20 protein-coding genes and 1 pseudogene are annotated in these 25,904 nt (G+C 62.3%); 7 read left to right on the top strand and 14 right to left on the bottom strand.

Going from position 1 to position 25,904, the window contains the following annotated elements; translation table 11 throughout:
- The 3 genes and pseudogenes from CWE01_RS32655 to orn form a co-directional block, all read right to left on the bottom strand.
- A pseudogene (locus CWE01_RS32655) lies at nt 1-2,556 on the bottom strand (hypothetical protein); the annotation flags it as partial.
- 137 nt (nt 2,557-2,693) lie between these two features.
- Nucleotides 2,694-3,308, bottom strand: a complete 615-nt coding sequence (locus tag CWE01_RS32650) for a trimeric intracellular cation channel family protein (RefSeq protein ID WP_177101505.1) — start codon at nt 3,306-3,308, stop codon at nt 2,694-2,696.
- Nucleotides 3,309-3,392: 84 nt separating this feature from the next.
- The gene (gene orn / locus CWE01_RS32645; protein WP_100944681.1) at nt 3,393-3,935 is read right to left on the bottom strand and encodes an oligoribonuclease; all 543 of its coding nucleotides are present in this window, start codon (nt 3,933-3,935) and stop codon (nt 3,393-3,395) included.
- 110 nt (nt 3,936-4,045) lie between these two features.
- On the opposite strand from orn, the gene rsgA reads away from it, so the two are divergent.
- The gene (gene rsgA, locus CWE01_RS32640; protein ID WP_100944680.1) at nt 4,046-5,077 is read left to right on the top strand and encodes a small ribosomal subunit biogenesis GTPase RsgA; all 1,032 of its coding nucleotides are present in this window, start codon (nt 4,046-4,048) and stop codon (nt 5,075-5,077) included.
- Between the two features lie 48 nt (nt 5,078-5,125).
- Here the strand turns inward: rsgA and motB are convergent, their stop codons facing one another.
- Both motB and motA read right to left on the bottom strand, forming a co-directional pair.
- Nucleotides 5,126-6,166 (bottom strand): flagellar motor protein MotB, encoded by a 1,041-nt coding sequence (gene motB / locus CWE01_RS32635; protein WP_100944679.1) that lies wholly within the window; start codon nt 6,164-6,166, stop codon nt 5,126-5,128.
- Nucleotides 6,167-6,169: 3 nt separating this feature from the next.
- Complete coding sequence (motA, locus tag CWE01_RS32630) at nt 6,170-7,021, bottom strand: flagellar motor stator protein MotA (RefSeq protein WP_100944678.1); 852 nt, start codon at nt 7,019-7,021, stop codon at nt 6,170-6,172.
- 210 nt (nt 7,022-7,231) lie between these two features.
- On the opposite strand from motA, the gene CWE01_RS32625 reads away from it, so the two are divergent.
- The 4 genes from CWE01_RS32625 to CWE01_RS32610 all read left to right on the top strand — a co-directional run bounded on the left by CWE01_RS32625 (nt 7,232) and on the right by CWE01_RS32610 (nt 12,523).
- Nucleotides 7,232-8,770: an HDOD domain-containing protein gene (locus CWE01_RS32625; protein ID WP_100944677.1), complete on the top strand. Its 1,539-nt coding sequence runs from the start codon at nt 7,232-7,234 to the stop codon at nt 8,768-8,770.
- A 44-nt stretch (nt 8,771-8,814) separates the two neighbouring features.
- The gene (gene rhdA / locus CWE01_RS32620; RefSeq protein WP_100944676.1) at nt 8,815-9,630 is read left to right on the top strand and encodes a thiosulfate sulfurtransferase; all 816 of its coding nucleotides are present in this window, start codon (nt 8,815-8,817) and stop codon (nt 9,628-9,630) included.
- 18 nt (nt 9,631-9,648) lie between these two features.
- Nucleotides 9,649-10,512: an archaetidylserine decarboxylase gene (asd, locus tag CWE01_RS32615; RefSeq protein ID WP_100944675.1), complete on the top strand. Its 864-nt coding sequence runs from the start codon at nt 9,649-9,651 to the stop codon at nt 10,510-10,512.
- Between the two features lie 205 nt (nt 10,513-10,717).
- The gene (locus CWE01_RS32610; RefSeq protein WP_100944674.1) at nt 10,718-12,523 is read left to right on the top strand and encodes a molecular chaperone; all 1,806 of its coding nucleotides are present in this window, start codon (nt 10,718-10,720) and stop codon (nt 12,521-12,523) included.
- 41 nt (nt 12,524-12,564) lie between these two features.
- Here CWE01_RS32610 and serB read toward each other — a convergent pair whose 3' ends face one another.
- Nucleotides 12,565-13,776, bottom strand: a complete 1,212-nt coding sequence (gene serB, locus CWE01_RS32605) for a phosphoserine phosphatase SerB (RefSeq protein ID WP_100944673.1) — start codon at nt 13,774-13,776, stop codon at nt 12,565-12,567.
- A 133-nt stretch (nt 13,777-13,909) separates the two neighbouring features.
- Here serB and CWE01_RS32600 point away from each other — a divergent pair, with 133 nt between their 5' ends.
- Nucleotides 13,910-15,460, top strand: a complete 1,551-nt coding sequence (locus CWE01_RS32600) for an AhpA/YtjB family protein (protein WP_100944672.1) — start codon at nt 13,910-13,912, stop codon at nt 15,458-15,460.
- A gap of 196 nt (nt 15,461-15,656) precedes the next feature.
- On the opposite strand, the gene CWE01_RS32595 is transcribed toward CWE01_RS32600, so the two are convergent.
- The 7 genes from CWE01_RS32595 to CWE01_RS32565 all read right to left on the bottom strand — a co-directional run bounded on the left by CWE01_RS32595 (nt 15,657) and on the right by CWE01_RS32565 (nt 23,640).
- The gene (locus tag CWE01_RS32595) at nt 15,657-16,367 is read right to left on the bottom strand and encodes a membrane integrity-associated transporter subunit PqiC (RefSeq protein WP_100944671.1); all 711 of its coding nucleotides are present in this window, start codon (nt 16,365-16,367) and stop codon (nt 15,657-15,659) included.
- Between the two features lie 174 nt (nt 16,368-16,541).
- A complete protein-coding gene (gene parC, locus CWE01_RS32590; protein ID WP_100944670.1) occupies nt 16,542-18,800 on the bottom strand; it encodes a DNA topoisomerase IV subunit A in 2,259 nt (752 codons plus the stop codon).
- 117 nt (nt 18,801-18,917) lie between these two features.
- Entirely contained in the window at nt 18,918-20,822 is a 1,905-nt protein-coding gene (gene parE, locus CWE01_RS32585) for a DNA topoisomerase IV subunit B (RefSeq protein WP_100944669.1), read from the bottom strand.
- A gap of 62 nt (nt 20,823-20,884) precedes the next feature.
- The gene (locus CWE01_RS32580; RefSeq protein WP_100944668.1) at nt 20,885-21,493 is read right to left on the bottom strand and encodes a YqiA/YcfP family alpha/beta fold hydrolase; all 609 of its coding nucleotides are present in this window, start codon (nt 21,491-21,493) and stop codon (nt 20,885-20,887) included.
- Between the two features lie 130 nt (nt 21,494-21,623).
- Nucleotides 21,624-22,442, bottom strand: coding sequence for a 3',5'-cyclic-AMP phosphodiesterase (gene cpdA / locus CWE01_RS32575; RefSeq protein ID WP_100944667.1), 819 nt, complete (start codon nt 22,440-22,442; stop codon nt 21,624-21,626).
- Nucleotides 22,443-22,579: 137 nt separating this feature from the next.
- Nucleotides 22,580-23,032, bottom strand: a complete 453-nt coding sequence (locus CWE01_RS32570; RefSeq protein WP_100944666.1) for a DUF1249 domain-containing protein — start codon at nt 23,030-23,032, stop codon at nt 22,580-22,582.
- Nucleotides 23,023-23,640 (bottom strand): NUDIX domain-containing protein, encoded by a 618-nt coding sequence (locus CWE01_RS32565; RefSeq protein ID WP_100944683.1) that lies wholly within the window; start codon nt 23,638-23,640, stop codon nt 23,023-23,025. Before CWE01_RS32565 ends, CWE01_RS32570 begins: the two co-directional genes overlap by 10 nt.
- A 208-nt stretch (nt 23,641-23,848) precedes the next feature.
- Here CWE01_RS32565 and CWE01_RS32560 point away from each other — a divergent pair, with 208 nt between their 5' ends.
- Nucleotides 23,849-24,589: an RsiV family protein gene (locus CWE01_RS32560; RefSeq protein WP_100944665.1), complete on the top strand. Its 741-nt coding sequence runs from the start codon at nt 23,849-23,851 to the stop codon at nt 24,587-24,589.
- Here CWE01_RS32560 and cytX read toward each other — a convergent pair.
- Nucleotides 24,558-25,847 carry a putative hydroxymethylpyrimidine transporter CytX gene (cytX, locus tag CWE01_RS32555; RefSeq protein WP_100944664.1) on the bottom strand — a complete coding sequence of 430 codons (1,290 nt, stop codon included), beginning with the start codon at nt 25,845-25,847 and terminating at the stop codon, nt 24,558-24,560. The genes CWE01_RS32560 and cytX overlap by 32 nt on opposite strands.
- Nucleotides 25,848-25,904 lie beyond the last annotated feature (57 nt).

The raw sequence follows: 25,904 nt of genomic DNA, 5'->3' as shown, positions 1-25,904 counted from the left end.
GAAGGGCTGGGTGCGGAAGTCTACAAAGACTCCGAAGGCCCCGAGCAATCGGCTGGAGCCAGCCGCCACGCGCGCGGTGGTTTTCAGGACGACGGGGGACAGCTGCTTTTTCTCGATGGCGGTTTTCGCGCGACCCAGGTTTTCCTGGGTCTCTTGCAGGCTTCTCAAGGACGTCGAGTCCTGCAGCAACGCCTTCTTTCGTTTCAGGCTGTTTTCCAGCTGATCGATGGCGGGAAGAATCCTGGTTTCCTCGCCCGACTCGAATACCGCTCGCAGGTCTCGCGTCGACACGCCGAACTGTTCACTGCCCACAAGGCTCTGTCGCAGGGCCGTGTCCACCACTATAGTGTTCGACCGAGGGCTCGCCTCTTGAAAAGAATGGAACACCGCCGGAGTGAACTCTACATGGGGTATATTCTTGAAAAACTCACGAGCGGCCGCATCGATATTGATGTTGGTCATCTCGAAATAATCCTGCTTATCGAGTAGAAACATCTTCTTGTAAGCAAGCTGGTAATTTGTCTCGTTGCTAGGTACCGGGCTACCACACAGCCTGAAAATCACATCCGTAAAACTCCTTATCTTTAACGGACCAACAGGATCATAAGGATCAATCAGAAATTTTAGTTTCGTGTTCGTATACAGATGATAGCCGCCCACGAAATCAAGTCGCGCCCGGGCCTGTTTCAGGCTCGCCAGAAAAGCCACTACTTTTCTGATTGTGTTGACTTCACCAACAGGCAATAACTGTGCCCCCTCCGCTATAGAGGCGACCGTGACCAATGAGCGAATCGCGTCAACGCTTTCGGGAAAATGTTCGCTGATGAGCCGGGTATATTCATCAACACCGCGCTGCCGAACATTAAAATACTCTGCTAAAACTCCCCTTAAATACCTGAGCGATACGGTTTCCAGATCAGAACTGGCGATTGGAGATATCCGACTCACTTTGAGAACATTGGTACTCCTCAAGTACTCAACGAATGACGGGTTACTCAAATCGGGATCATGGCCAGGCCATTCAAAATGCTCTTTGACCGCCAACTGAATATTAGGGTAGGTATTGATGAGATACCTGAATGCCCTGAGAACATGGCCCGGAAAAACCAGATATTGCGCTTGCCAGCGGCTCGACAGACGCCCGAGTGGTGGCTCGGCGGTTAATACAAGAGACGCGGTGGGACTGCTGACGACAAGTACATTGGGAATCTTGTCCGTTTCAAAATGAGGCAGCGCCTTCTCCAGAAGAAGAAGCGTGATATGGGTGGCCAGACTTTGAGAGATATGACAAGACTGAAAGTTGACAACCTTCAATTTTTTAAGCCCAGCCTCGGCATAGGTCACGAGTAAATTGCTGTATAGCCAATTCGCTACCTTTTCTGCGCCCCCGAGCACACGGCTCTCTATATCGACGCCATGCCCTATAACGTTGACAACCCCATCAAAAGGTACGCCCTCTGCGGCGGAAGAAGCATAGCCTATCAGCAGGCGGCTATTGCTCAGGGTATAAGCCGCGTCCCAGGTTAAATAAGGGCGACTGCCAGGACTGAGTACACCCGCCAGGATTCTTCCTCTAACTGTCGTAAACTCCTCGTGGACACTGAGCAACACCCGCCGCCATTCAGCCGAGTTTACGTTAGGTAGAGAAAGAAGCGTTTGGGCCAGGCTATGCTCTCTCAATGCAATTAATTGGTGAAGCCCGGTAAAGTGTTCAAGGGGAATTGAGCGAAGATTGATGGCTGACAAAAAATCAATAAAGTTTTTCCGTGTCTTGATACGCCCTTTCCATCGCCTGTAGTAGGTGGAAAGCAACTGCATGGACGCACGATCGGTAACACTTTGTGAAGCGATAAGCTGATAGAGCCTGATATCGGCAACGTCATCACCCACCAGGAGATTCAACGAATACCCGACGGCTCGTTTGCGTCGACTGTTTTTCGTCGCGGACACCACGGCACTCGTCAGGAGCACCCCTCGCAGTGCCCTTATCCTTGCCTGTGCGACGCCCACCTGATAAAGAGAAAGCAGTCCATTCAGAAACCCAAGTTCTTCTTTTTTCCTCCTGAAATCCCCGCCCTCCAGACTGACCTGGGTCGTGAAATCCTGGGTCAGCACAAAGTTGACCCGGTGTTCCTCGGCAGCGGGCGCCTTTATCAACGTCGACTTAAGTTCTGTATACTCCGCCCTGGACTCTTCACTCATTGCCTTCCAGAGAGAAAAGTCCGGTATTTCCTTCATGAAGTCGAATACAAAACCCTCTCGAAAGCAGGGATAAATAATGCGTTTTTCATTCGCTCCTTGCGTATAAATTCGACCCACGACATAGGCCTTTTCGCCCAGGGCCGCGTAGATTTCCCTATCCTTCAGATAAAGGCCCGGTAAAGAAACCTCATATTTATCCAACGTGCGCCGAACCGCATCCAGATAGATCAGGCTGTCTTTGCTTAAGGCACCACCCGAGACTTCATAGTGATTCGAGCCATGGTCGAACAGTAGCTTCCCGCCCTGCACAAGGGGGCGCGAAGAGAGGCTGCCAGGGGGAAAAGACTCAAGCATCGCAATATCCTTATTACTCCTGATGAGTCACAAGGCTACGCGCAGTCCTTTTCTAAAGAAAAACGGAATTTATTGATCCAATGCCAGCGAAACAGATCAACAATAAGGGATCAAACAATAGATATATAGGCCCCCTGTCAGGCCTGGTCATTATAAACAAACTTCGGCATTTCCCAGTGAAAGCGAATGGCCAATAAGCGAAGCAGGAAACCGCCGGACAGCGTGATCAAGATCGCCTGTTCGCTGGGCAACTGCCAATAGGTACAGCCCAGGAAACACCAGGCGGCGGCAAACGAGACGCTGGCATAGAGTTCACGACGGAAGACCAGGGGAATATCGTTGCAGAAAATATCCCGCAACACCCCACCAAACACCCCGGTGATCACCCCACTGACCGAAGCCACCATCATGCCTTGCCCCATTTCCAGGGCGGTCATGCAGCCGATCAGGGTAAAGGCCACCAGGCCCAGGGCATCGAGCACCAGGAACAGTGAGCGCAAATGGCGCATCAACGGCGCGATAAACACCGTCACCAGGGCAGCGACCGAGGTCAGCACCAGGTATTCCGGGTGTTTGACCCAGGTCAGCGGGTAATGCCCCAGCAACACGTCGCGCACCGACCCGCCGCCCAGGGCGGTGACGCAGGCGATCAGCACCACGCCGAACCAGTCCATGCCGCGACGTCCGGCCGACAGGGCGCCGGTCATGGCTTCAGCGGTAATGGCGACGAGGTAGAGCATCAGCAACATGATGGCGATCCGGGCAGGTAAAGGCCCGCAGTCTACTGATTTGCGCCGCGCCCCAAAAGGGCGCAGCGCGCTAATCACCGGTGCGACTCAGAACTTGATGAAGTGCTTGCGGTAGTGCTGCAACTCGGCAATCGACTCGCGAATATCGTCCAGCGCCAGGTGCGTACTGCCCTTCTGGAAGCTGTCACGCACTTCCGGCGCCCAGCGTGCGGCCAACTCTTTCAAGGTGGACACGTCCAGGTTGCGGTAGTGGAAATAGTTTTCCAGGGCCTTCATATGACGCGCGAGAAAGCGCCGATCCTGGCAGATGCTGTTGCCGCAGATCGGCGACTTGCCCTTGGGCACCCATTGCTCCAGGAAGGCGATGGTCTGCGCCTCGGCTTCGGCCATGTCGATACGGCTGTCGCGCACGCGCTGGGTCAGGCCCGAACCGCCATGCTGGCGGGTGTTCCACTCGTCCATGCCGGCAAGCACTGCATCGCTGTGATGGATCGCGATCACCGGGCCTTCGGCCAGGGTATTGAGATTGCTGTCGGTGACGATAGTCGCCATTTCGATGATGACGTCGGTGTCCGGGTTCAGGCCGGTCATCTCGAGGTCGATCCAGATCAGGTTCTGTGGGTTTTGCATGGGTGGGCTCCTCGGCGTAGCCGCACAGTTTAGCGCAGGCCGCGCTTGCCGGGCGTGCTAAACTCGCGACCGCTTGACCCTCCCCGCCGATTCAACGACACGGAACACCCATGGCCAAACGCCAGCTCAACCGCCGCCAGAACTGGCGCATCGAAAAGATCCAGGGCGAACGCGCCGCACGCGCCGCCAAACGCGAATCCCAGGCCGTCGAGGCACTGGAAGGTGGCGACCTGGGGGCCGAGCAGACGGGCCTGGTGATCGCACACTTCGGGGTGCAGGTCGAAGTCGAGGCACTGGAAGGCGAGCTCAAGGGCCAGGTGTTCCGCTGCCACCTGCGGGCCAACCTGCCGGCGCTGGTCACCGGCGACCAGGTGGTCTGGCGTGCCGGCAACCAGGGCATCGGGGTGATTGTCGCGCAACTGCCGCGCACCACCGAACTGAAGCGCCCGGACAGCCGCGGCCAGCTCAAGCCGGTAGCGGCCAACGTCGACATGATCGTGATTGTCTTCGCGCCGCTGCCCGAGCCCCATGCCAATCTGATCGACCGTTACCTGATCGCCGCCGAACATGCGGGTATCCGCCCGTTGCTGCTGCTGAACAAGTTCGACCTGATTGACGAGCAGAACGCCCCGGCGCTGAATGCGTTGCTGGCGGTCTATCGGCAGTTGGGTTATCCGTTGCTGGAAGTGTCGGCCCATCACGGCAACGGCATGGAGCAGCTCCAGCAACAGTTGGACGGGCGCATCAGCGTGTTCGTCGGTCAGTCCGGGGTCGGCAAGTCCTCGCTGGTCAACAGCCTGCTGCCCGAGGTGGACACCCGCGTCGGCCCGCTCTCCGAGCTGTCCGGCCAGGGCACCCACACCACCACCACCGCGCGGCTGTTCCACTTCCCGGGTGGCGGTGAACTGATCGACTCCCCGGGGATTCGCGAATTCGGCCTGGGTCATGTGAGCCGCGCCGACGTCGAAGCGGGCTTTATCGAGTTCAACGACCTGATCGGCACCTGCCGCTTCCGCGATTGCAAACATGATCGCGAACCCGGCTGCGCCCTGCTCAAGGCCCTGGAAGACGGTCGCGTGCAGCAGCAACGGATGAACAGCTACCGCTCGATCATCGCCAGCCTGCCGCAAGACAGCTACTGAGGCGACAGAAACAACAAGGCCGCGATCATCGCGGCCTTGTTGTCTGGCTTATGAGCCTGTCTTGGGCTTGCCCGGCTCATCCATCTTCAACACCCCGTCCTCGAAGATGTTCAACCGTTGCCGAACCTCGTGGGCGGGCAGCGGTTGCTTGTCCGCCGGCACTGCGTTCGGATCGGCCGGCACTTCACCCGGTGCGCCCTGGCCCTCGGTCGGGGTCGTGGCCGGCGGGGCGTCATCCGAGCCCTGCTCGCCTTCGATGGCCTTCTGCGCCTTCTTGGTCAAGACCACGATATCGATGCGACGGTTGACCGGGTTGAACGGATCGGTCTTGTCGAACAGCGACGACGAGGCGTAACCCACCACCCGCGCCACTTGCGTGTCCGGATAACTACCGGCCACCAGGGCCCGTCGGGCCGCGTTGGCGCGGTTGGCCGACAACTCCCAGTTGCTGAAGCCGCCGGTGCCGGCGTACTGCTTGGCATCGGTGTGACCGCTGACGCTGATCTTGTTCGGCACCGCCTTGATGGTGTCGGCCATGGCCAGCAGGATGTCTTCGAAGTAAGGCTTCAGACGCGCACTGCCGGAGTCGAACATCGGCCGGTTTTCCGCGTCCATGATCTGGATGCGCAAGCCATCCGGGGTGATCTCGAACTTGATCTGGTCCTTGAACTTCTGCAGTTCCGGACTCTCGTCGACCTTTTTATGCAGCTCCTGCATCAGCAGTTCCAGGCGCTCTTTCTCCACCTGCTCGGCCATGCTCTCGACCTGATCGGTGTCGACCGTGACCTTGTCCGGTTGCGGCTGGGATTTGACTTCGGGGCTCAGGGTCTTGTCCGGTGCCAGCACCGGCGAACCACCCAGGTCGATGATGTAGGGCGTGCCACTCTCGGAGAAGCCGATGGGGTCCTTGAAATAGCCGGCGATGGCGATCTTCTGTTCCGGGGTCGCGGTGGACAGCAGCCACAGCACCAGGAAGAACGCCATCATCGCCGTCGCGAAGTCGGCGAAGGCGATTTTCCAGGCGCCTCCGTGATGCCCGGCGGCAAAGCGCTTGACGCGCTTGATTATGATCGGCTGATTGTTTTCCATGACTCAGCGACCGCGAACCGCTTGTTCCAGCTCGGCGAAGCTGGGACGGTGCTTCGGATACAGGACCTTGCGCCCGAACTCCACCGCCAGCGACGGCGGCATGCCGGAGGCCGAGGCCACCAGGGAGGCCTTGATGGCTTCGTAGATGTTCAGCTCTTCCTTGGCATCGTGGGTCAGGGAAGTCGCCAATGGGCCGAAGAAACCATAGGCGGCGAGAATACCGAAGAAGGTACCCACCAGCGCCGCACCTACGTGCATGCCGATGGCTTTCTGGTCGCCTTCACCGAGGGAGGCCATGGTCACCACGATCCCCAGTACCGCCGCGACGATACCGAAGCCGGGCATGGCATCGGCGACGCCGGTCACGGCATGGGCCGGATGCTCGAGCTCTTCCTTCATGGAGAACAGCTCCATGTCGAACAGCCCCTCGAGTTCGTGGGGGGCCATGTTGCCGGAGGACATGATCCGCAGGTAGTCGCAGATGTACGCCGTCATGCGCTCGTCCTTGAGCACCGCCGGGTACTTGGCGAAGATCGGACTGGCGGAGGCGTCTTCGATATCGCCTTCAATCGCCATCATGCCTTCGCGGCGGCTCTTGTTGAGGATCTCGTAGATCAGCCCCAGGACTTCGAGGTAGAAGGTATGGGTAAACCGCGAACTGAACATGCTCAAGGACTTCTTGACCACGTGCATCGTCATGTAGCCCGGGTTGGCCTGCAGGAACGCACCGAAGGCCGCACCGCCGATGATCATCACCTCGAAGGGCTGAATCAGCGCGGCGATCTTGCCATGGGAAAGCACGTACCCGCCGAGCACGCTCGCGAATACGACAATGATGCCGATAATTTTAGCCATAGGTAGAGAGTACTTACTGAGTCGGGTTCAAGGTCATATTCGGAAGTTAATAAATCTCTTCTTCTCCTTATCGGCGAATCTGCGCCAGACTATAGCCAGTTCAGGCGAAAAGCCAGAAAACCGGCCATGTGCCAGCTTGCACGGTCGATTGCGCGGCGCCTGCCCAGCCCTTTACGGGCCTGTTAACAGTGATGATGATCGCGCTCGAATATGGCTAACGAAACGGCTGTCTCCACACAAAAACCCAACACGCTGCCGGGCTGGATCAAGCTGCTGCAAGCCGTGCGTTTGCCCGTCCCCCAGGACAGTCACGACCGGGTCTGTCGCGCCATCCGCGACAGCCGCAGTTCGCTGCGTGATATCGCCGAACTCATGCAGGATAGCCCGGCCCTGGCGCTGAGTGTGATCTGCGAGGCCAACCAGCACACCCATGGCAGCATGACCGAGCCGGCGGAAAACCTTGAAGTGGCGATCAATCGCCTGGGCTTGAAGCGCACCGAGGAACTGCTGGCGCGCCTGCCGGCCAAGGCCCCGGAAGAGATTCCAGTGGCCTTGCGGCAGCTCCAGTTGATCAGCCAGCACGCCAGCCAGCAGGCCAACGGCTTGTTCGCCGCGCGCCTGGCGCGGCTCTGGCAGGACATCCATTGGGGCAGCCTGTTGTTTCTCTCGCCGCTCTGGCCGCTGGCCCTGACCCACCCCAACCTGCTCGAAGACTGGGAGCTGCGGGTAATTCACAAGAATGAGCCGGCCGCGGCCGTCGAGCAGGAGCTGTTCGGCGTGCGCCTGCTCGACCTGTGCCAGGCCCTGGCCGATATCTGGCGCCTGCCGAACTGGGTCACCCAGGGCTATCAGGTACTCAAGAGCGAATTGCGCCCCCTGGCCAGGGCGCTGCACATCGCCCGTGACAGCGAGCACCGCCTGCACCAGCAACAGCGGCTCGACGCCGATCCGGAGCTGCGCCGCTGGCTGAACCAACCCTCCAACACGGTACTGCTGGCCAACGGCCTGGCCCTCTCGGCACAACAGGCCTGGGACAGCCCGCACCACCTGCGCTGGCAATACCTGACCAGCCTGTACCTGCAACAACCCATGGACGACTTGCAGCAGCAACTGCACCAGCAGGCAGCGCAAAGCGCCAACCAGCACAGCATGCCGGACCTCTGGCACCCGGCCGAAGCCTTGATCTGGCGCGGCAGCATGCGCCGCGTCCACAGCGGCCTGCTACCGGCAGTGGATCCTTCGCCCGAGGCCCTGGGACTGTGGCGCAAACATTGCGCCGAACTGCTCGCCGAACCCAGCCGGTTCACCAACGCCATGCACCTGACCGGCATCGCCCGCGATGCCCTGAGCACCTGCGGACTGCGCCGGGTGATGATCCTGATGGCCGACCGGACCCAGAGCACCCTGCGGGTGCACCAGATTGCCGGGCTGGCAAAGGAGTCGGCCAGCCTGGTGTTGCAGGTCAGCCCGAGTCCGGTGCTGCAACGGCTGCTGAGCCAGCCGGCGCAGATTCGCCTGACCCCGGCCAACAATGCCCAGTTCTCTGCCCTGCTCCCCGGCAACCTGCGGGCGCAGTTCCCCGGCGAACACCTGCTGCTGCGCTCCCTGAGCAACAATGGTCGGGTGGTGATGCTGGTGGTGGCCGACCAGGGTGGCGGGCCTTTCTCGGAAATGACCGTGCAGGCCTTCGGTAAAACCGCACAGTGCATCGAGAAGGCGCTGCATGCCTTTACCAACCGTGGCGCCTGACGCTGCGTTACAATCCTCCCTTTTTTGCGCCCTGGAGACCTCACATGCCTGACTTCTCTGGCTTGCCGTTGGTGATCGAGCCCAGCGACCTGCTGCCCCGCCTCGACGCCCCCGAGCTGATCCTGGTGGACCTGACCAGCAGCGCCCGTTATGCCAGCGGGCATATTCCCGGCGCACGTTTCGTCGATCCCAAGCGCACCCAGCTGGGCCAGCCACCGGCACCCGGCCTGATGCCGCCCAAGGCACTGCTCGAAGCGCTGTTCGGCGAGCTGGGACATAACCCGGACGCGGTCTACGTGGTCTATGACGACGAAGGCGGCGGCTGGGCCGGACGCTTCATCTGGCTGCTGGACGTGATCGGCCACAGCCGTTACCACTACCTCGATGGCGGCCTGCACGCCTGGTTGGGCGAAGGCCTGCCCGTCGACAGCGAGATCCCCGCTAACGTCGGTGGTCCAGTGGAACTGACCCTGCACGACGAACCCACCGCGACCCGCGACTACCTGCAAAGCCGCCTCGGCGCCGCCGACCTGGCCATCTGGGACGCCCGCGGCCCGCTGGAATACAGCGGCGAGAAAGTCCTCGCCGCCAAGGGTGGACACATCCCCGGCGCGGTGAATTTCGAATGGACCGCCGGCATGGACAAGGAGCGCCAGTTGCGCATCCGCCGCGACATGCCGCAGATCCTCACCGACCTGGGCATCACCCCGGACAAGGAAGTGATCACCCACTGCCAGACCCACCATCGCTCTGGCTTTACCTACCTGGTCGCCAAGTCGCTCGGTTACCCGCGCGTCAAAGGTTATGCCGGCTCCTGGGGCGAATGGGGCAACCACCCCGACACCCCCGTAGAGATTTGAAATTTCCAAGGATTCCTGATGAAAAAGCGTTTGTTCATCCTCAGCCAGTACCTGCTGCCCCATCACCTGCTGTCGCGCCTGGCCGGCTGCATCGCCGAATGCCGCGTGCGCTGGTTCAAGAACGCCTTTACCGCCTGGTTCGCCAAGCGCTATCAGGTGGACATGTCCCAGGCGCTGGTCGAGGACCTGACCGCCTACGAGCATTTCAATGCCTTCTTCACCCGCGCCTTGAAAGACGGCGCGCGGCCGCTGGATGAGACCCCGGGGGCGATTCTCTGCCCGGCGGACGGCGCGGTCAGCCAGCTCGGCCCGATCGAACACGGCCGGGTGTTCCAGGCCAAGGGTCACAGCTACAGCGTACTGGAACTGCTCGGTGGCGACGCGACCGCCGCCGCGCCGTTCATGGGCGGCGACTTCGCCACCATCTATCTGTCGCCCAAGGATTACCACCGGGTGCACATGCCCCTGGCCGGTACCCTGCGGGAAATGGTCTATGTGCCGGGGCGGATTTTCTCGGTCAACCAGACCACTGCGGAAAACGTACCGGAGCTGTTCGCCCGCAACGAGCGCGTCGTCTGCCTGTTCGATACCGAGCGCGGACCGATGGCCGTGGTCCTGGTCGGTGCGATGATCGTCGCCTCGATCGAAACCGTCTGGGCCGGGCTGGTCACACCGCCCAAGCGCGAGCTGAAAACCGTGCGCTACGACGAAGCCGCGCGCCAGCCCATTCATCTGGAAAAAGGCGCCGAGCTGGGCCGTTTCAAACTGGGCTCCACGGCCATCGTGCTGTTTGGGCCACAGCAGGTACAATGGGCACAAGAACTGGTCGCGGGCTCGCCCGTACGCATGGGCCAAGGCCTCGGCGCTCCCGCCCAGGCCTGATGCACACCGGATCTTTCGAGCTCGCGAGCGGTTTTCGCGAGCCCGAAAGACCAGGGCCGGGACAACGGGTCACAGTCGGATTGGACCGGCAAGGCTGCAGCAGTCCCGCAACCCTGCTAGAGTCATGGCATTATTTTGCCATCGTTTTTATCATCCTGGCCTGTAGTGGGCCCAGGTTGTTTCGCTGCCGGAGCTGGACCGCTACATGAGCAATCCGAGTCCCCATCTGTTGTTGCGCGCACCGACGCCTACGCAGTTGAGCCTGTCTTTCTGCGATGCGACACCGCGCGACCTCAAGCGCTGGATCGCCGGCCTGCCGAAAGCCAATCTCGGGGAAACCGCTCGCCTGCTGTATCAGGGACTGGGCGAACTCAACCTGTTGCTCACCCCCAGCGAAAACCGCCTGCAACTGCTGGAACTGCTGCGCCCCGAGGTGTACTACGTCTGCAAGCACCTGGAGCGACACTTTCTCAACCAGTCCATCGTCCTCGACGAGCGCCCGAGAAAAGTCGCCAACCTCTGCCAGGCCCTGCAAAACCACCTGGCCATCGGCTACAAGCAGATCGCCATGCGCGTGGCCTCAAAGGCTGGCAAGGACCGTTCGGCCCTGCTGACCACCGCCATCCAACGGGCACTGCACTGCCTGAACGGCCCTCTGGTGCGCGCCAGCCAACTCTATTGTCCGGTACCGGAAGGCCTCTGGTTCGAGGTGCACCAACTCTATCAAGTGGCCCTTGCCCATCAGGTGCAGAACACCCCGGTGTTCGACGAGCAAGCCAGCCAACCGCTGCCGCTGAGCGTCGAGAACACCTATATTGTCGCCCTGCTGCTGGGGTGCGCGCGCAGCAACCAGATGCGCCAGAACAACATCGCCCGACTGGCCGAAGTGCTCGAACCCTGGAGTGCACAGGTCCGGCTGCAAAGCGCCGAGCAGGCTTCCAGCCTGTTCGCCGTCGCTCCCGGGAGCGACGCACCGCCACGCTACACATCGCTGTTCGCGGTCGAACAACTGCCGAACCTGATCGGCATCGACACCCTGCCCCTGGTCGAAGCCATCAAGGGCTACCTCGAACTGCCCGCCGACCTGCGCAGCCAGTCGCGCCTGCAAGTCCCCAGCGGCTTGAGCCTCGACGTACTGCAACACCTCAGCGCCGCCTGGGGCGAAGCCGCTGAACGAACCTTCCAACGCACCCCGGGCCAAGGCACCGTGACCCTGTGTGTCGGCATGAGCGCCCTGCACTTCTACCTCGGCGGCCAGCGCTCCTTCAGCGATATCCTCAAGATCCCGGCGGTCAGCAAGGCGGCGCAATTCACCGTGCAGTTGTCCAGCAGCGAGGAAAAGGATGCCTGGAACCACGCGTTCGACGCCCAGCGCGCCGGCAGCGCCGACACCCTGCTGCCTTACGAGGAAATCCAGTATCACGTCAGTGATGCCGACAGCAGCCAGGCCGCGTTCAACAGCGCCGAAGACTTCCCGACCCACGGCCTGCAGATCATCAACCACAGCCCCGGCGGTTACTGCCTGGCCTGGCCCAAGGAAGTGCCCGCGCAATTGCAGGCCGGGGAAATGGTCGGGGTCCAGGATCCTTCAAGCCAGGGCTGGAGTGTTGCCGTGGTGCGCTGGATACGCCAGGTGCGCAGCGGCGGCACGCAGATGGGCATCGAGCTGGTAGCGCCCCATGCCCAGCCGTGCGGCCTGCAACTGTTGCGCGGTGGCGAAGGCCACAGTCAATACCTGCGGGCCCTGCTGTTGCCGGAGATCAGCGCGATCGGCGTGCCGGCCACGCTGCTGGCGCCGCGCCTGCCGTTCCAGGAAGGGCACAAGGTGATCATCAACAGCAATGGTGAAGAGCGCCGGGCCGGGCTGAACAAGCGTCTGGCCAGCACCGGCAGCTTCAATCAGTTCGAGTACCGGCTGCTCGAACAGCCGGTGACGCCGAAGACCGATCCAAGCGCCGGCGGTCTTGGCGTCGCCGAAGACGACTTCGGCTCACTGTGGAAAATCCTCTAGGCGCCGGCTTGCCGGCGATTCAATCTGACAAACGCTGAAACTCAGCGCTGCCCGCCCTGATCTCGCACACCCAACAGATACAGCACGCCATCCAACCCCAAGGTCGAAATCGCCTGCCTGGCCGAGTGCCTGACCAACGGCTTGGCGCGGAACGCCACGCCCAAACCGGCAATCGCCAGCATCGGCAGGTCGTTGGCGCCGTCACCGACCGCAATGGTCTGCTCCAGGCTCAGGCCTTCCTTCTCGGCCAGCTCACGCAGCAGATCGGCCTTGCGCTGGGCATCGACAATCGGCTCGATGGCCACGCCCGTGCATTTGCCATCCACCACTTCCAGCTCGTTGGCGAAGACATAATCGATGCCCAACTTCGCCTGCAATTGCCTGGCGAAATAGGTGAAGCCGCCCGACAGGATCGCGGTCTTGTAGCCCAGGCGCTTCAACTCGGCGAACAGCACCTCAGCACCTTCGGTCAGGCGCAGCGAGGCGCCGATGGCGTCCAGCACACTGACGTCGAGGCCCTTGAGCAGCGCCAGGCGCTCCTTGAAACTGGCGCGGAAATCCAGCTCGCCGGCCATGGCCCGCTCGGTGATGGCCGAGACCAGTTCGCCGACGCCGGCGGCCTTGGCCAACTCGTCGATCACTTCAGCCTCGATCAGGGTCGAGTCCATGTCAAACACCGCCAGGCGACGGTGGCAACGCAACAGCGAGTCTTCCTGGAGGGCAATATCGGCATTCAGCTCCTGGGCCGCGTTCAGGAACTCGCGACGCAAGGCCTGCGGATCGGTCAGTTCGCCGTGCACGGAGAGTTCGAAGCAGCTCTTGCTCAGCGCCGACGGCGCCTCTGACGTTTGCGCCGACAGACGGTCAATACGCTCGACCTCCAGACCGTGGCGCGCCATGATCGCCGTCACCCGCTGCAACTGCTCGGCCGTGACCTGGCGGCTCATCAGGGTCGCGACATGGCGCTGGCGGCCCGATGTCGCCAGCCAGTCCTGATGCTCGGCCTCGGAAAGCCGATTGAAGTGCACCCGCTGCGCGCTCCCGGGAAGGCTGGCCTCAATGTCCAGGTGCGCCGACACGGCCCGCGCGGCGTCGGCAAATTCGACCAGGATGCCGAACGCCAGATTGCCGTGGATAACCGCCTGGCGGATATCGAGAATGTTCACAGCACCTTGTGCCAGCACGCCAAGAATGGCTGCGGTCAGACCCGGACGGTCTTCTCCGGTGATGCTGATCAGGACGATTTCGCGCAAAGCGCACCCCCGCTCGTTAAAAAAAACGCATTCTACGCACTTTCACTGACCATCGGGCACAGCCAGCGCTTTGCCGGTCTAGGGCCTCTCGCTATACTGCGCGTCAACTTCACGGACAAAAGAGCCGCGCTCAGTGAACCGGCCCACGCCAGTCAAAACCGATAACTTCTTCCTGCTGATCTTCCGGGCCTTGCGTCACCGTCGTGTACCGCTCGCCTTGCGCATCGCCAGCCACAACGTGATCCTCGTCGCGCTGGCGCTGGTGATCTACGCCTGCGTGATGGGATTGCAGTTCAAGGAAGCCATGCACCAGCAGGCCGATGCCCTCGGCCAGAGCCTGACCACCCAGACGGCCACCTCTGCCACTGAACTGCTGGTGTCCAACGACATCCTCAGCCTCAACGTGCTGCTGAACAACCTGACGAAGAACCCGCTGGTGGCCCACGCGGCGATCTACAGCGTCGACAACCGCATCCTCGCCGAAGCCGGCCAGCGCCCGAAAAACGGCCTGCTGGGTGAAGCCGAAGGCTTGTACCAGACCAAGATCACCTTCCAGGACGTGACCGCCGGGCATCTGCGCATCAGCCTGGACATGGCGCAATTCCAGCAACCGATGACCATCAGCCTGCAAAGCATGGGCATTCTCAGCGCGATCCTGCTGGCCCTGGCCCTGGCCTTGAGCCTGCGCCTGGGTCGGCATATCTCCACGCCGTTACTGCAACTGCGGGTCTGGCTGCGGGACATGGACGAACATACCCCGGCCACCCAGCGCCAGGACGAAATCGGTGATCTGGCGCGCCAGCTGCATTCGCGCTTCGCCCCGGTCAAACCGGAGCCTGAACCGGAGCCGGAGATCGACTACGACGAGAATGACTACGCCGAGGAAGAAGAGGACGCCGAGCCGGCCTTCCAGGTCCGCAACCTGCGCGACCCGAGCTTCGACGAGCGCGCCGCGGCCCCGACGCCCAAGCCGGCTCCACGGCATATCGTCAGCAACGTGGAAGACGAGCTGGACGACGACGAAGACCCGTTCGCCGATCTGCGGGAAAGCCCACGGCCCGCGAGCGGCGCGGCAGTGAAGGCGCAGCCGGTAGCGCCGAGCCAGCCACAGCACAGTGCGGTGCTAGCGGTGCAGTTGGGTGCCCAGGACCAGTTGCGGCGCCTGCCACGCGCGCGCCTGACGGAACTGCTGGACCGTTACCGCGACTGCCTGGACCAGGCCGCCTCGCTGTATGAGAGCGATCTGCACACGCTGAACGACGGCAGCACCCTGATGCTTTTCCACACCGAAGACAGCGGTGACGACTACCTGACCAATGCCATCTGTTGTGGCGAGCTGCTCCGGGCCCTGGGCCATCAGTTGCAGATCGAGGTGGCCGACAGCGGCATTACCTTGCAACTGCAGCTGGGTCTTACGTTGGGCGACGAGTTGTTCGGCCTGAGCCAGATCGACCTGCTGCTGACCGAAACCGCCCAGGACGCCCTGGCGTTGTCGCAACACAGCCGCAACCTGCTACTGGTGGAACGCCGCATCAGCGATGACCCGCTGATCCGCCAGCGCGCGCGTATTCGCCCGATTGCCAGCCCCGAGGGCGCTTGCTGCGTGGAGCGTTTGATGGAGCCGTATCCGTCGATGCTGGAACGCCAGCTGGCACGGATGCACGAGACCCGGGCCAAGAGCTGATAACGCGCCTCCTGTAGGAGCCGGCTTGCTGGCAATGAGGCCAGTGAGTCCTGCATCGCCTTATCGGCCGCCATCGCCAGCAAGCCAGGCTCCTGCAGACCGTGCATGACGATGGTTCAGGGTGAACGTACAGCCATCCTTGGCCCAACAAAAAGCCCGCATTCGATGCGGGCTTTTTGTTGACTGGGCGTTGGCCTCAGAAACGAAACACTTCCATATCCGTACGAATCGGCGAAGCCATGGGGATCTTCGGCTTCTCCGGCTCGGCCTGTTTGGCCGGTGCCGGGGCCGCCGCCTTGCGGTTTTCAACCAGCGGCGCCTGATTGGCCAATGGCTTGAGCGCCACGCTCAGTTGCTCGGCGAGGCGCTGCAACAGCTCGCCCTGGGCCTGGACCTGTGCCGCCGACGTACCAGTGTGCTGCTGCTCCAGATGGACGATGCGGTTATCCCGTACCTGCCCACGACGATCGAGCAAACGCCACTGCGCGTCGAGAATCGCCGGTTGATGGGTGCCGGAATCCAGTCGGGTAATCGACAACAATACCTGCACATCCGGCGTACTCCCGGCAATCGCCGGGGCCAGGACCACGCGCTGGCTGTCCAGGCGCCAGGCCAACTGACGCACCAGCAGCTGATTGATGTCGGACGACAGGCTGCCGGCCCAGCGACCGTCGGTCGCCGCAGTCAGGCTGCCATCGGGCTGACGCTGCAGCAGGGTTTCGCGTTGCAGGTAATCGGCCAGGGAAATCGGCCCGAGCACCACCGACATCCCCGCGCTTTGCTGAGGCTGGCCCGGTGTGCCACTGTCCAGCTGATACAAGGAAACCGGCTGGTGCACACTGCAGCCGGCCAGGCCGAGCAGGCCGGTCAGCAGCAGAATAAAAGGAAGGCGCAGAACAGTCATCATCCCATCCAGGTGGCCGCCACAAGGCCCTGCCACAGTCTGATCCAAAAATTCGTTTGGGCACGCCGCCACGCGAGTGCCGCAAGTGGCGCATATCATCCGTGAATATGCGCCGTGACTCCAGTACCGCGGTAGCGATCTTCCTGCTGATAGGCTGAACGAACGCTCTAAACCGCTTTAACTGATACCTTCTACCAATAAGGCGTCAACCCGCTGGAAGCCCCGGGGCAGTTTGTTGCCACGCCGGCCACGCTCGCCCTTGTAGTGCTCCAGGTCGTCGGCCTTGAGCGACAAGGTGCGCTTGCCCGCCTGCAACACCAGGGTCGCACCGTCCGGAATCACCGCCAGGTCAGTGACGTACTCCTCGCGGCTGGCCACGCGCTCACCGGGAATCCCGATGATCTTGTTGCCCTTGCCCTTGCCCAGTTGCGGCAGGTCGCTGACCTTGAAGATCAGCAGCCGGCCTTCGGTGGTCACTGCCGCCAACCAGTTCTGCTCACGGTCGACCACCGGCTTGGGCGGCATCACCTTGGAGCCGTTGGGCAGGCTCAGCAGGGTCTTGCCCGCCTTGTTCTTGGCCTGCAGGTCTTCACCCTTGACCACGAAACCATACCCGGCGTCGGAGGCGATGACATACAAGGCCTCGTCTTCAGGCAGCAGCACGCATTCGAAGCTGGCGCCCGGCGGCGGCGTCAACCGACCGGTCAGCGGCTCGCCCTGGCCACGGGCCGAAGGCAAGGTATGCGCCGCCACCGAGTAGCTGCGCCCGGTGGAGTCGATAAACACCGCAAACTGATTGGAGCGCCCCGCCGCCGAGGTCTTGAAGCCATCACCGGCCTTGTAGGACAGGCCCGTGGCGTCGATATCATGGCCTTTTGCACAGCGAACCCAACCTTTTTCCGACAGAACGACCGTGACCGGCTCGGTCGGCATCAGTTCGTTTTCCGACAGGGCCTTGGCTTCGCTACGGGCAACAATCGGCGAGCGACGGTTATCGCCGTAGGTCTGCGCATCGGCCACCAGTTCGGTACGCACCAGCTTCTTCAACTTGGCTTCGCTGGCCAGCAGCGCTTGCAGCTTGGCCTGCTCCTTGAGCAGCTCATCCTGCTCGTTGCGCAACTTCATCTCTTCCAGACGCGCCAACTGACGCAGACGGGTGTCGAGGATGTAGTCGGCCTGGATCTCGCTGAGGTCGAAACGCGCGATCAACTCGGCACGCGGATGCTCGGCGGTGCGGATGATATGAATCACTTCATCCAGGTTGAGGTAGGCGATCAGCAAGCCGTCCAACAGGTGCAGGCGCTTCTCGACCTTGTCCAGGCGGAACTTCAGGCGCCGGCGCACGGTGTTGACCCGGAACGACAACCACTCCACCAGCAAGGTGCGCAGGTTCTTCAACTGCGGCTTGCCGTCGAGGCCGATGATATTGATGTTGACCCGGTAGCTGGACTCCAGGTCAGTGGTGGCGAACAGATGCTGCATCAGTTCGTCGAGGTCGATGCGGTTGGAACGCGGGATGATCACGATCCGGCACGGGTGCTCGTGGTCGGATTCATCCCGCAGGTCGGCGACCATCGGCAACTTCTTGGCCTGCATCTGCGCGGCGATCTGCTCCAGCACCTTGGCCCCGGAGACCTGGTGCGGCAAGGCATGCACGACGATATCGCCGTCTTCGATGCGATAGACCGCACGCATGCGCACCGAGCCACGCCCGGTCTGATAGATTTTCAGCAGGTCGGCTTGCGGGGTGATGATTTCCGCTTCGGTCGGATAATCCGGGCCCGGAATGAACTTGCACAGATCTTCGATGCTGGCATTGGGCTCATCGAGCAGGTGCACACAGGCGTTGGCCACTTCCCGCAGGTTGTGCGGCGGCACGTCGGTGGCCATGCCCACGGCGATACCGGTGGTGCCGTTGAGCAGGATATTCGGCAAACGCGCCGGCAAGACCGCCGGTTCGTCGAGGGTACCGTCAAAGTTCGGCACCCAGTCCGCAGTGCCCTGGCCCAGCTCGCTGAGCAGCACTTCGGAGTAACGCGACAGCCGTGACTCGGTGTAACGCATGGCCGCGAAGGACTTCGGATCGTCCGGCGCCCCCCAGTTACCCTGGCCGTCCACCAGCGTATAGCGGTAACTGAACGGCTGGGCCATCAGCACCATGGCTTCGTAGCAGGCGGAGTCGCCGTGGGGGTGGAACTTGCCGAGCACGTCACCGACGGTACGCGCGGATTTCTTGTGCTTGGCGTCGGCATCCAGCCCCAGCTCACTCATGGCGTAGATGATACGCCGCTGTACCGGCTTCAGGCCGTCGCCGATATGCGGCAGCGCACGGTCCATGATCACGTACATGGAGTAGTTGAGGTAGGCCTGTTCGGTGAAGTCAGCCAATGACCGGCGTTCTACGCCATCCAGGCTGAGATCAAGGGAGTCGCTCATGCGGGCCTCATCAGTTCGTTGTCTGGCGCGGCAGGGGTAGCGCCGCGCTGGTGAATTCGGGGGTGTTCAACAGGCACGGGCCCGGCAGCCGTGGTTCGCCGCCGGGACAGCCGTGCATCAGGTCAGGACCTCGGCCAGGTCGCCCTTGGATTCCAGCCAGGTCTTGCGGTCGCCGGCACGCTTCTTCGCCAGCAGCATGTCCATCATTTCCGAAGTGGCTTCGAAATCGTCCAGGGTCAGCTGCACCAGGCGCCGGGTGTTCGGGTCCATGGTGGTTTCCCGCAGTTGCGGCGGGTTCATTTCACCCAGGCCCTTGAATCGGGTGACCTGGGGTTTGCCACGTTTCTTCTCGGCCACCAGGCGATCGAGAATACCGTCACGCTCGCCTTCGTCGAGGGCGTAGTAGATTTCCTTGCCCAGGTCGATGCGATACAGCGGCGGCATCGCCACATAGACGTGACCGGCATCCACCAGCGGACGGAAATGCTGGACGAACAGGGCACAGAGCAGGGTCGCGATGTGCAGGCCGTCGGAGTCGGCGTCGGCGAGGATGCAGATCTTGCCGTAGCGCAGCTGGCTGATGTCCGCCGCGCCCGGATCGACACCGATGGCCACGGCGATGTTGTGCACTTCCTGGCTGGCGAGCACTTCGCTGCCGTCGACTTCCCAGGTATTGAGGATCTTCCCGCGCAACGGCAGGATCGCCTGGAATTCCTTGTCCCGCGCCTGCTTGGCCGAACCGCCGGCGGAATCACCTTCCACCAGGAACAGCTCGGCCCGCATCGGGTCCTGCCCGGCGCAGTCAGCCAGCTTGCCCGGCAGCGCCGGCCCTTGGGTAATGCGCTTGCGCTCGACCTTCTTGCTCGCCTTCAGACGGCGGCCGGCGTTGTTGATCGCCAGCTCCGCCAGTTGCATGCCCAACTCGGGGTTGGCGTTGAGCCACAGGCTGAAGGCGTCCTTGACCACCCCGGAAACGAACGCAGCCGCTTCGCGAGATGACAGACGCTCCTTGGTCTGGCCGGAGAACTGCGGTTCCTGCATCTTCATCGACAGGACAAAGGCAATCCGCTCCCAGACATCTTCCGGCGCCAGCTTCACGCCACGCGGCAGCAGGCTGCGGAATTCGCAGAACTCGCGCATGGCATCGAGCAGGCCCTGGCGCAGACCGTTGACGTGGGTACCGCCCTGGGCGGTGGGGATCAGGTTGACGTAGCTTTCCTGGACGCTGTCGCCGCCTTCCGGCAACCACAGCAAGGCCCAATCCACTGCTTCTTTATTACCAGCGAGGCTGCCGCAGAACGGCTCGTCCGGCAGGCGCTCGAATTCACTGACCGCATCTACCAGGTAGGAACGCAGGCCGTCTTCGTAATGCCATTCGACCTTCTCGCCGGTGGCCTTGTCCTCGAAGCTGACCAGCAGCCCCGGGCACAACACGGCCTTGGCCTTGAGCACATGTTTGAGGCGGCTGACGGAGAACTTCGGCGAATCGAAATACTTCGGGTCCGGCGCAAAGTACACGCTGGTGCCGGTGTTGCGCTTGCCGACGGTGCCGACCACTTCCAGCTCGGTGGCCTTGTAGCCATCGGCGAAGGTCATCTGGTATTCGTTGCCGTCGCGCTTGACCCGGACCCGCACCTGGTTCGACAGGGCGTTGACCACGGAGATCCCCACGCCGTGCAGGCCGCCGGAGAACTGGTAGTTCTTGTTGGAGAACTTGCCGCCGGCGTGGAGCTTGGTGAGGATCAGCTCGACGCCCGACACGCCCTCTTCCGGGTGGATATCCACCGGCATGCCGCGACCGTCGTCGGAGACTTCCAGGGAGTGGTCGGCGTGCAGGATCACCTGCACCGATTTCGCATGCCCGGCCAAGGCTTCGTCGACACTGTTGTCGATGACTTCCTGGGCAAGGTGGTTCGGCCGACTGGTGTCGGTGTACATGCCCGGGCGTTTGCGCACCGGGTCGAGGCCCGAGAGGACTTCGATGGCGTCTGCGTTATAAGAGCTAGCGCTGGGAGTGGCCATGGGGTCTCGTCGTCAGTCGTCTATGAATAGGGGTCATTCTCAAGGCTCCGTGCCTCAGGGCATCAGAGCTGCGAGAAATCGATCGCCTGGTATGTATCGGCAGCGATGCCGGCAAAGCTGAGCAAGGCCGGCAATTGTTCGGCAAAGCCCTGGAAACTATGATCGCCGCCGGCCTGGATACGCAAGGCACAGGCCCGGTAATACTGCTGGGCGGCGCGATAATCCAGGGTTTCGTCGGCGGTCTGCAACCAGACCTGGAAACGTTGCGGATCCTGGGGAGCCGGAACTTCCAGTTCAGCCAGGGCCGTCACGTGATCGAGGGTCAGGTCCCAGGTCTCACCGCTGTAGAGGTTCTGCTGGGGGCCCAGGTAGCCGTCGAACATCCGGTGCGGCGCCACCGCCGGGTTGACCAGCAACGCCTTCAGGCCATGGCGCTCGGCCAGGCACGTCGCATAGTAGCCGCCGAGCGAGCTGCCGACCAGCAGTGGACGACCGAGTTCGGCAATCGCCGCCTCCAGCTGGGGCATCGCCTGGCGCGGATGATGATGCAAGGCCGGCACCCGCAACTGCGCTTCCAGGCCCAGGCGCTCCATCAGCTGGATCAACTGAGTGGCCTTCTTCGACAGCGGCGAGCTGTTGAAACCGTGGATATACAGGATCGAGCCGGACATGTGATCGTTCTCCGTTGGCCGGCTCCCGCACACAGGAGCCGGGCACCGCACAGGCAAAGACGCGCAGTTTAGCCTGACTCCGGCGCGCTGACTCGCCCCGAGACGTTTCCTACCTATTAAGAAGAAGTGGTCAGTAGCCGGTACCGCCGTAATCGACCTCGAAATCGAAGCCGCGGACCCGGGAAATCGCCGTCTCCAGCCGTCCGTCCGAATGCAGGCGCAGCCAGCGATAACCCGGCGCCTTGTCGTCGACCTTGAAATCCTCGCTGCCCGGCGCGAACTGCACGCAGGTAGAAGGCGACGCCAGCAGGCGGACGCCGTTGCGCTCGCGGTCCAGTTCCTGGTGGATATGCCCCCAGAGCAGTGCGCGAACCTGGGGAAAGCGGTCGAGCACGGCGAACAGTGCCTCCGGGTTGCGCAAGCCGATGGGCTCCATCCAGGCACAATCGATGGAAATCGGATGGTGATGGAAGCACACCAGGTGATGACGCTGCGGCGCTTCGCTCAGCGCTTGCGCGAGCAACTGCAGCTGTTCGTCCTGCAGATAGCCCGGTACCGAGCCCGGTACGGCGGAATCCAGCAGGATGATCCGCCAGTTGCCGATATCCACCACCGGTTCGAGCAGGTCGCTGTGGCGAGCGGCCTCGGCCATTTCCGGCAACTCGTCGTGGTTGCCGGGCAGCCAGCGCGTCGGCGCGCCGATCACCTCGCTCATCTCCCGGAACTGCCGATAGGACGCCACCGTGCCGTCCTGGGACAGGTCCCCCGTGGCCAGCAGCAGATCGACTCCGGGCTGTTCCGCCAGCACGCAGTCGATGACCCGTTGCAGGCTGTCGCGGGTATTCATGCCCAGCAGCGTGCCGTCCGCCTCGGCAAACAGGTGGCTGTCGGACAGTTGCACCAGCAACACGGCGTCCGCGGGGGTCGACTGAGTGGATTCGCTCGGCAAGAGGCTCTCCTGCAAAATGCTGAGGGGTCGTTTTGCACGCGCAGGTCAAGCAAGCGCGCCGCTGGCAATTATGGTCGGGGAATCGGCAAAGAGGAAATGGGCGAAACGGACACACTTCACATTTAACCGGATACAACCTAGCGGACCGCCTCGAATTCGTGACCACAGGCCAGGCAGTGACTCAACCATTCCCCGAGGAACACATTGAGCTGGGCTTTCTCGTCCGGCTGGTGCATGGCCGAATTCGGATACGGATAGACACTGCGAAAACGCCGGGCGTGCTCGGCACTGATCACCTCGGCCATGCGCGCGTCGTGGTAGACCTGCACCTGCAACTGCGGCACCGGCAACCACGGCAGGCTGTGTTCCTGGCGTACCAGCACGGTGGTGGTGTAGGGGTTGTCCTGCAATACCTCCAGGGCCAGCACGCCGAGCATCTGCTCGCCCTGGGTCATGGCAATGCGCCGCGCGCGCTGCTGCTCGCGCATCTGCGGCAGCAACCGCATCAGGCGCGCATAGTTGGCCTCGCAGGCCGCTTGCAGCCCCACCAGGTCAACCCGATAACGTTCGCGCAACAGACTTACGACCATAACCCCCTCACTTCAGCGCGGTTCAACGCCAGCCATTGCAAGGCAATGATCGACGCCGCGTTGGCAATCCGTCCATCGCGCACGGCTTGCAGGGCATCTTCGAAAGCCCAGACCGTGGCGCGGATATCTTCATTTTCTTCCGGCAGCCCGTACAGGCCACCAGCCCCTTCGGTGTTGCAGCGCCCCAGATACAGATGGACGAATTCGTTGCTCCCACCCGGCGACGGAAAGTACCGGGAAATCGGCCACAGGGCCGTCAGATTCAGGTCAGCTTCCTCCTGTGCCTCGCGGTGGGCAACCTCTTCCGGTTGTTCGTCCTTGTCGATCAGACCGGCGACCAGCTCGATCATCCAGGGATTCTCGGCCTTGCCCATGGCACCGACGCGGAACTGCTCCAGCAGCAGCACTTCATCACGCCGTGCATCGTAGGGCAGGACACACACCGCATCGTGCCGGACAAAGACTTCGCGATTGATCGTATTGCCCATGCCACCACCGAACAACTCATGGCGCAGGTGCAGGCGATCGAGCCGGTAGAAACCCTTGAAGCAGTTCTCCCGCTGGATGACCTCGACCTTGGTCGGGCTGGTCCTGGTGCTGTCCGTCATCATGTTCCCCATTGCGATAGCGGCGAGGCTCTCCCTCGACTTCGCGCCATCCTAACGCGCCGAAGTGTGATGATGCAGCCCCTTTCCCCTCGCCGGGATAGACGGGCGCCCCTGAAACCTACTCTAATTAGCTTAGTGGCGAACCGAGTACGCCGCTGACAGTCGAAGCACGATCACTTGACCTTTCTTTCGCTGACGAAGGACACCCATGTCGTTTTTTAAAATCGCCGCGCTGACGCTCATCGCCCTGACCCTGGGCGCTTGCCAGAGCCTGTTCCAGCCGAGCCTGAAGACCCCGCTGAGCGTCAAGAACGATGCCTCCGAACAGATCAAGCCGGGCTGCAACGCTCCGGACTGCCCGCTGGTGAACATCGATACCGTGCATTTCCCCGACGAACCGCAACTGGACGCCGCGGTGGAGCGGGCGCTGCTGCAGATGGGCCGCACCTCGCCCGACGCGCCGCTGCCGGCCTCGCTCAAGCTCTATCGGGAACAATTCCTCGCCACCGCCGAAAGCGGCCACAGCAGCTACCTGGAGGCCAAGGTACGCGAGCAGCATGACGGCTTGGTGATCGTCGAGCTCGCCAGCTACCTGGACGATGGTGTCGAACATGGCATGCCAGGGCGCGGTTTCCTCACCTGGTCGCGCCAGGATCACAAGGCCCTGAGCTTGCAGGACATGCTGCTGCCCGGCCAGGAAGAGGCATTCTGGAAGCTGGCCAAGGTCGCCCATAACTCCTGGCAGATCAGCAACCGGCTGGACCAGGACTTCATTGCGTCCTGGCCCTTCCGCAAAACCCCGAACGTCACCCTGGCCAGCGACGGCGTGATCCTCAAGTACAACGTGACGACCATCGCCCCCTACGCCATGGGCCTGATCGAAATGAACATTCCCTACCAGCGCCTCAACGGCGTGCTCAAGCCCGAGCTGTTCCCCGCCCGACGCTGAAGGCACGGCCGAGCAGCCCTTGCAGCAGCCCTGCCACGACCAGTGACGGCAGGGTTGCGCCCACCTCCGGATGGAAGTTGGCCAACAGGTGGTAGGTCGACACGCCGCCCAACCAGGCCAGCAGTGCCGGCCAGCGCAACAGCGACGACGCCCCCGCGGCGCTGCGACCGCGCAGGATGAAGTGATCCACCAGCACCACGCCGAACAGCGGCGCGAACACCGAACCGATCAGCAACAGGAAGTTCTGGTACTGCGCCAGGGGGGCGAAGCAGGCGATCAGGGTGCAGAGCACGCCGATGGCCAGGGCCAGGTGTTCGACCTTCAAGCGCAGCAGGATGCCGCTGGAAACCGCCGCCGAGTGGATATCGGCAAAAGCGTTTTCCGACTCGTCGAGCAGGATCAGCAGCAGCGGGATACCCAGACCGGCACCGGCCAGGGCCAGCAGCAAGGCATTGGTTTCACCGCTGGGGGCGAACGCCAGGGTGTAGGCCACGCCCAGGCTCATCAGCCAGAAGTTGCCAATCAGGAAACCCAGCGCCGTACCGCCGAACACGCTTTTCGCGCGCTTGCCGAAACGCGAGTAGTCGGCGATCAGCGGCAGCCAGGACAGCGGCATGGCAATGGCGATATCGAAACCCACGGCAAACGGCATCGAGCCGTCACCGCCCTGCGCCCACAGTGCCGCCAGGTCGGCCTTGGCGAAGAGGTTCCAGGTCAGCCACAGGCAGGCCGCCAGTAACAGCCAGATGCCCCATTTGCGCAGGATCTTGCGCACGAAGGTCAAGGGGCCGCTGACTGCCAGCAAGGTCGCCAGTGCACCGAACACCAGGGTCCAGAGCAACGGGTTGGCCAGCAGGCTGCCCTCGCTGAACGCCCGGGCACCCAACAGGCTCGCCGCATCGCGCATGACGATGATTTCGAACGCGCCCCAACCCACCAGTTGCAGCAGGTTGAGCAGCGCCGGCAGGCTGGCGCCGTACTGGCCGAGGCTGAGCTTCAGCGCGGCCATGGAGGCAAGACCGGTGTCGCTGCCGATCACGCCAACGGCGGCCAGCAGCAGCACGCCGACCACGGTGCCGAGGAAGATCGCCAGCAACGAACCGGACAGGCCCAGGCCCGGAGCCAACAGGGCACCGGTTTGCAGGACCATCAGGCCGATGCCGAGGGAGAACCACAGGGAAAACAGATCGCGCGCGCCGAACACACGCTTGTCGGCGGGGACCGCGAGATCGGGGGAGTAGGTGCTGGGAGTGTTCAAGAGTGTTGGCCCAAGGGAAGGAGATAGGTGTTTTTATCGTGAGAGCGTCCTTGCCCG

This window comes from Pseudomonas sp. QS1027 (assembly GCF_002814235.1).
Taxonomy (GTDB): domain Bacteria; phylum Pseudomonadota; class Gammaproteobacteria; order Pseudomonadales; family Pseudomonadaceae; genus Aquipseudomonas.
The sequence above is the reverse complement of the archived record's forward strand: the minus strand, read 5'-3'. Positions and strand labels throughout refer to the sequence as shown.

Bases quoted from the DNA above. Each gene is read 5' to 3' on its own strand.
- CWE01_RS32560 (WP_100944665.1), top strand. From the start codon at position 23,849: ATGTCGTTTTTTAAAATCGCCGCGCTGACGCTCATCGCCCTGACCCTG.
- parE (WP_100944669.1), bottom strand. From the start codon at position 20,822: ATGGCCACTCCCAGCGCTAGCTCTTATAACGCAGACGCCATCGAAGTC.
- parC (WP_100944670.1), bottom strand. From the start codon at position 18,800: ATGAGCGACTCCCTTGATCTCAGCCTGGATGGCGTAGAACGCCGGTCA.
- CWE01_RS32595 (WP_100944671.1), bottom strand. From the start codon at position 16,367: ATGATGACTGTTCTGCGCCTTCCTTTTATTCTGCTGCTGACCGGCCTG.
- CWE01_RS32580 (WP_100944668.1), bottom strand. From the start codon at position 21,493: ATGTCCGGCTCGATCCTGTATATCCACGGTTTCAACAGCTCGCCGCTG.
- motB (WP_100944679.1), bottom strand. From the start codon at position 6,166: ATGGAAAACAATCAGCCGATCATAATCAAGCGCGTCAAGCGCTTTGCC.
- orn (WP_100944681.1), bottom strand. From the start codon at position 3,935: ATGCAAAACCCACAGAACCTGATCTGGATCGACCTCGAGATGACCGGC.
- rsgA (WP_100944680.1), top strand. From the start codon at position 4,046: ATGGCCAAACGCCAGCTCAACCGCCGCCAGAACTGGCGCATCGAAAAG.
- asd (WP_100944675.1), top strand. From the start codon at position 9,649: ATGAAAAAGCGTTTGTTCATCCTCAGCCAGTACCTGCTGCCCCATCAC.
- CWE01_RS32610 (WP_100944674.1), top strand. From the start codon at position 10,718: ATGAGCAATCCGAGTCCCCATCTGTTGTTGCGCGCACCGACGCCTACG.
- motA (WP_100944678.1), bottom strand. From the start codon at position 7,021: ATGGCTAAAATTATCGGCATCATTGTCGTATTCGCGAGCGTGCTCGGC.
- rhdA (WP_100944676.1), top strand. From the start codon at position 8,815: ATGCCTGACTTCTCTGGCTTGCCGTTGGTGATCGAGCCCAGCGACCTG.
- CWE01_RS32570 (WP_100944666.1), bottom strand. From the start codon at position 23,032: ATGGTCGTAAGTCTGTTGCGCGAACGTTATCGGGTTGACCTGGTGGGG.
- CWE01_RS32625 (WP_100944677.1), top strand. From the start codon at position 7,232: ATGGCTAACGAAACGGCTGTCTCCACACAAAAACCCAACACGCTGCCG.
- CWE01_RS32565 (WP_100944683.1), bottom strand. From the start codon at position 23,640: ATGACGGACAGCACCAGGACCAGCCCGACCAAGGTCGAGGTCATCCAG.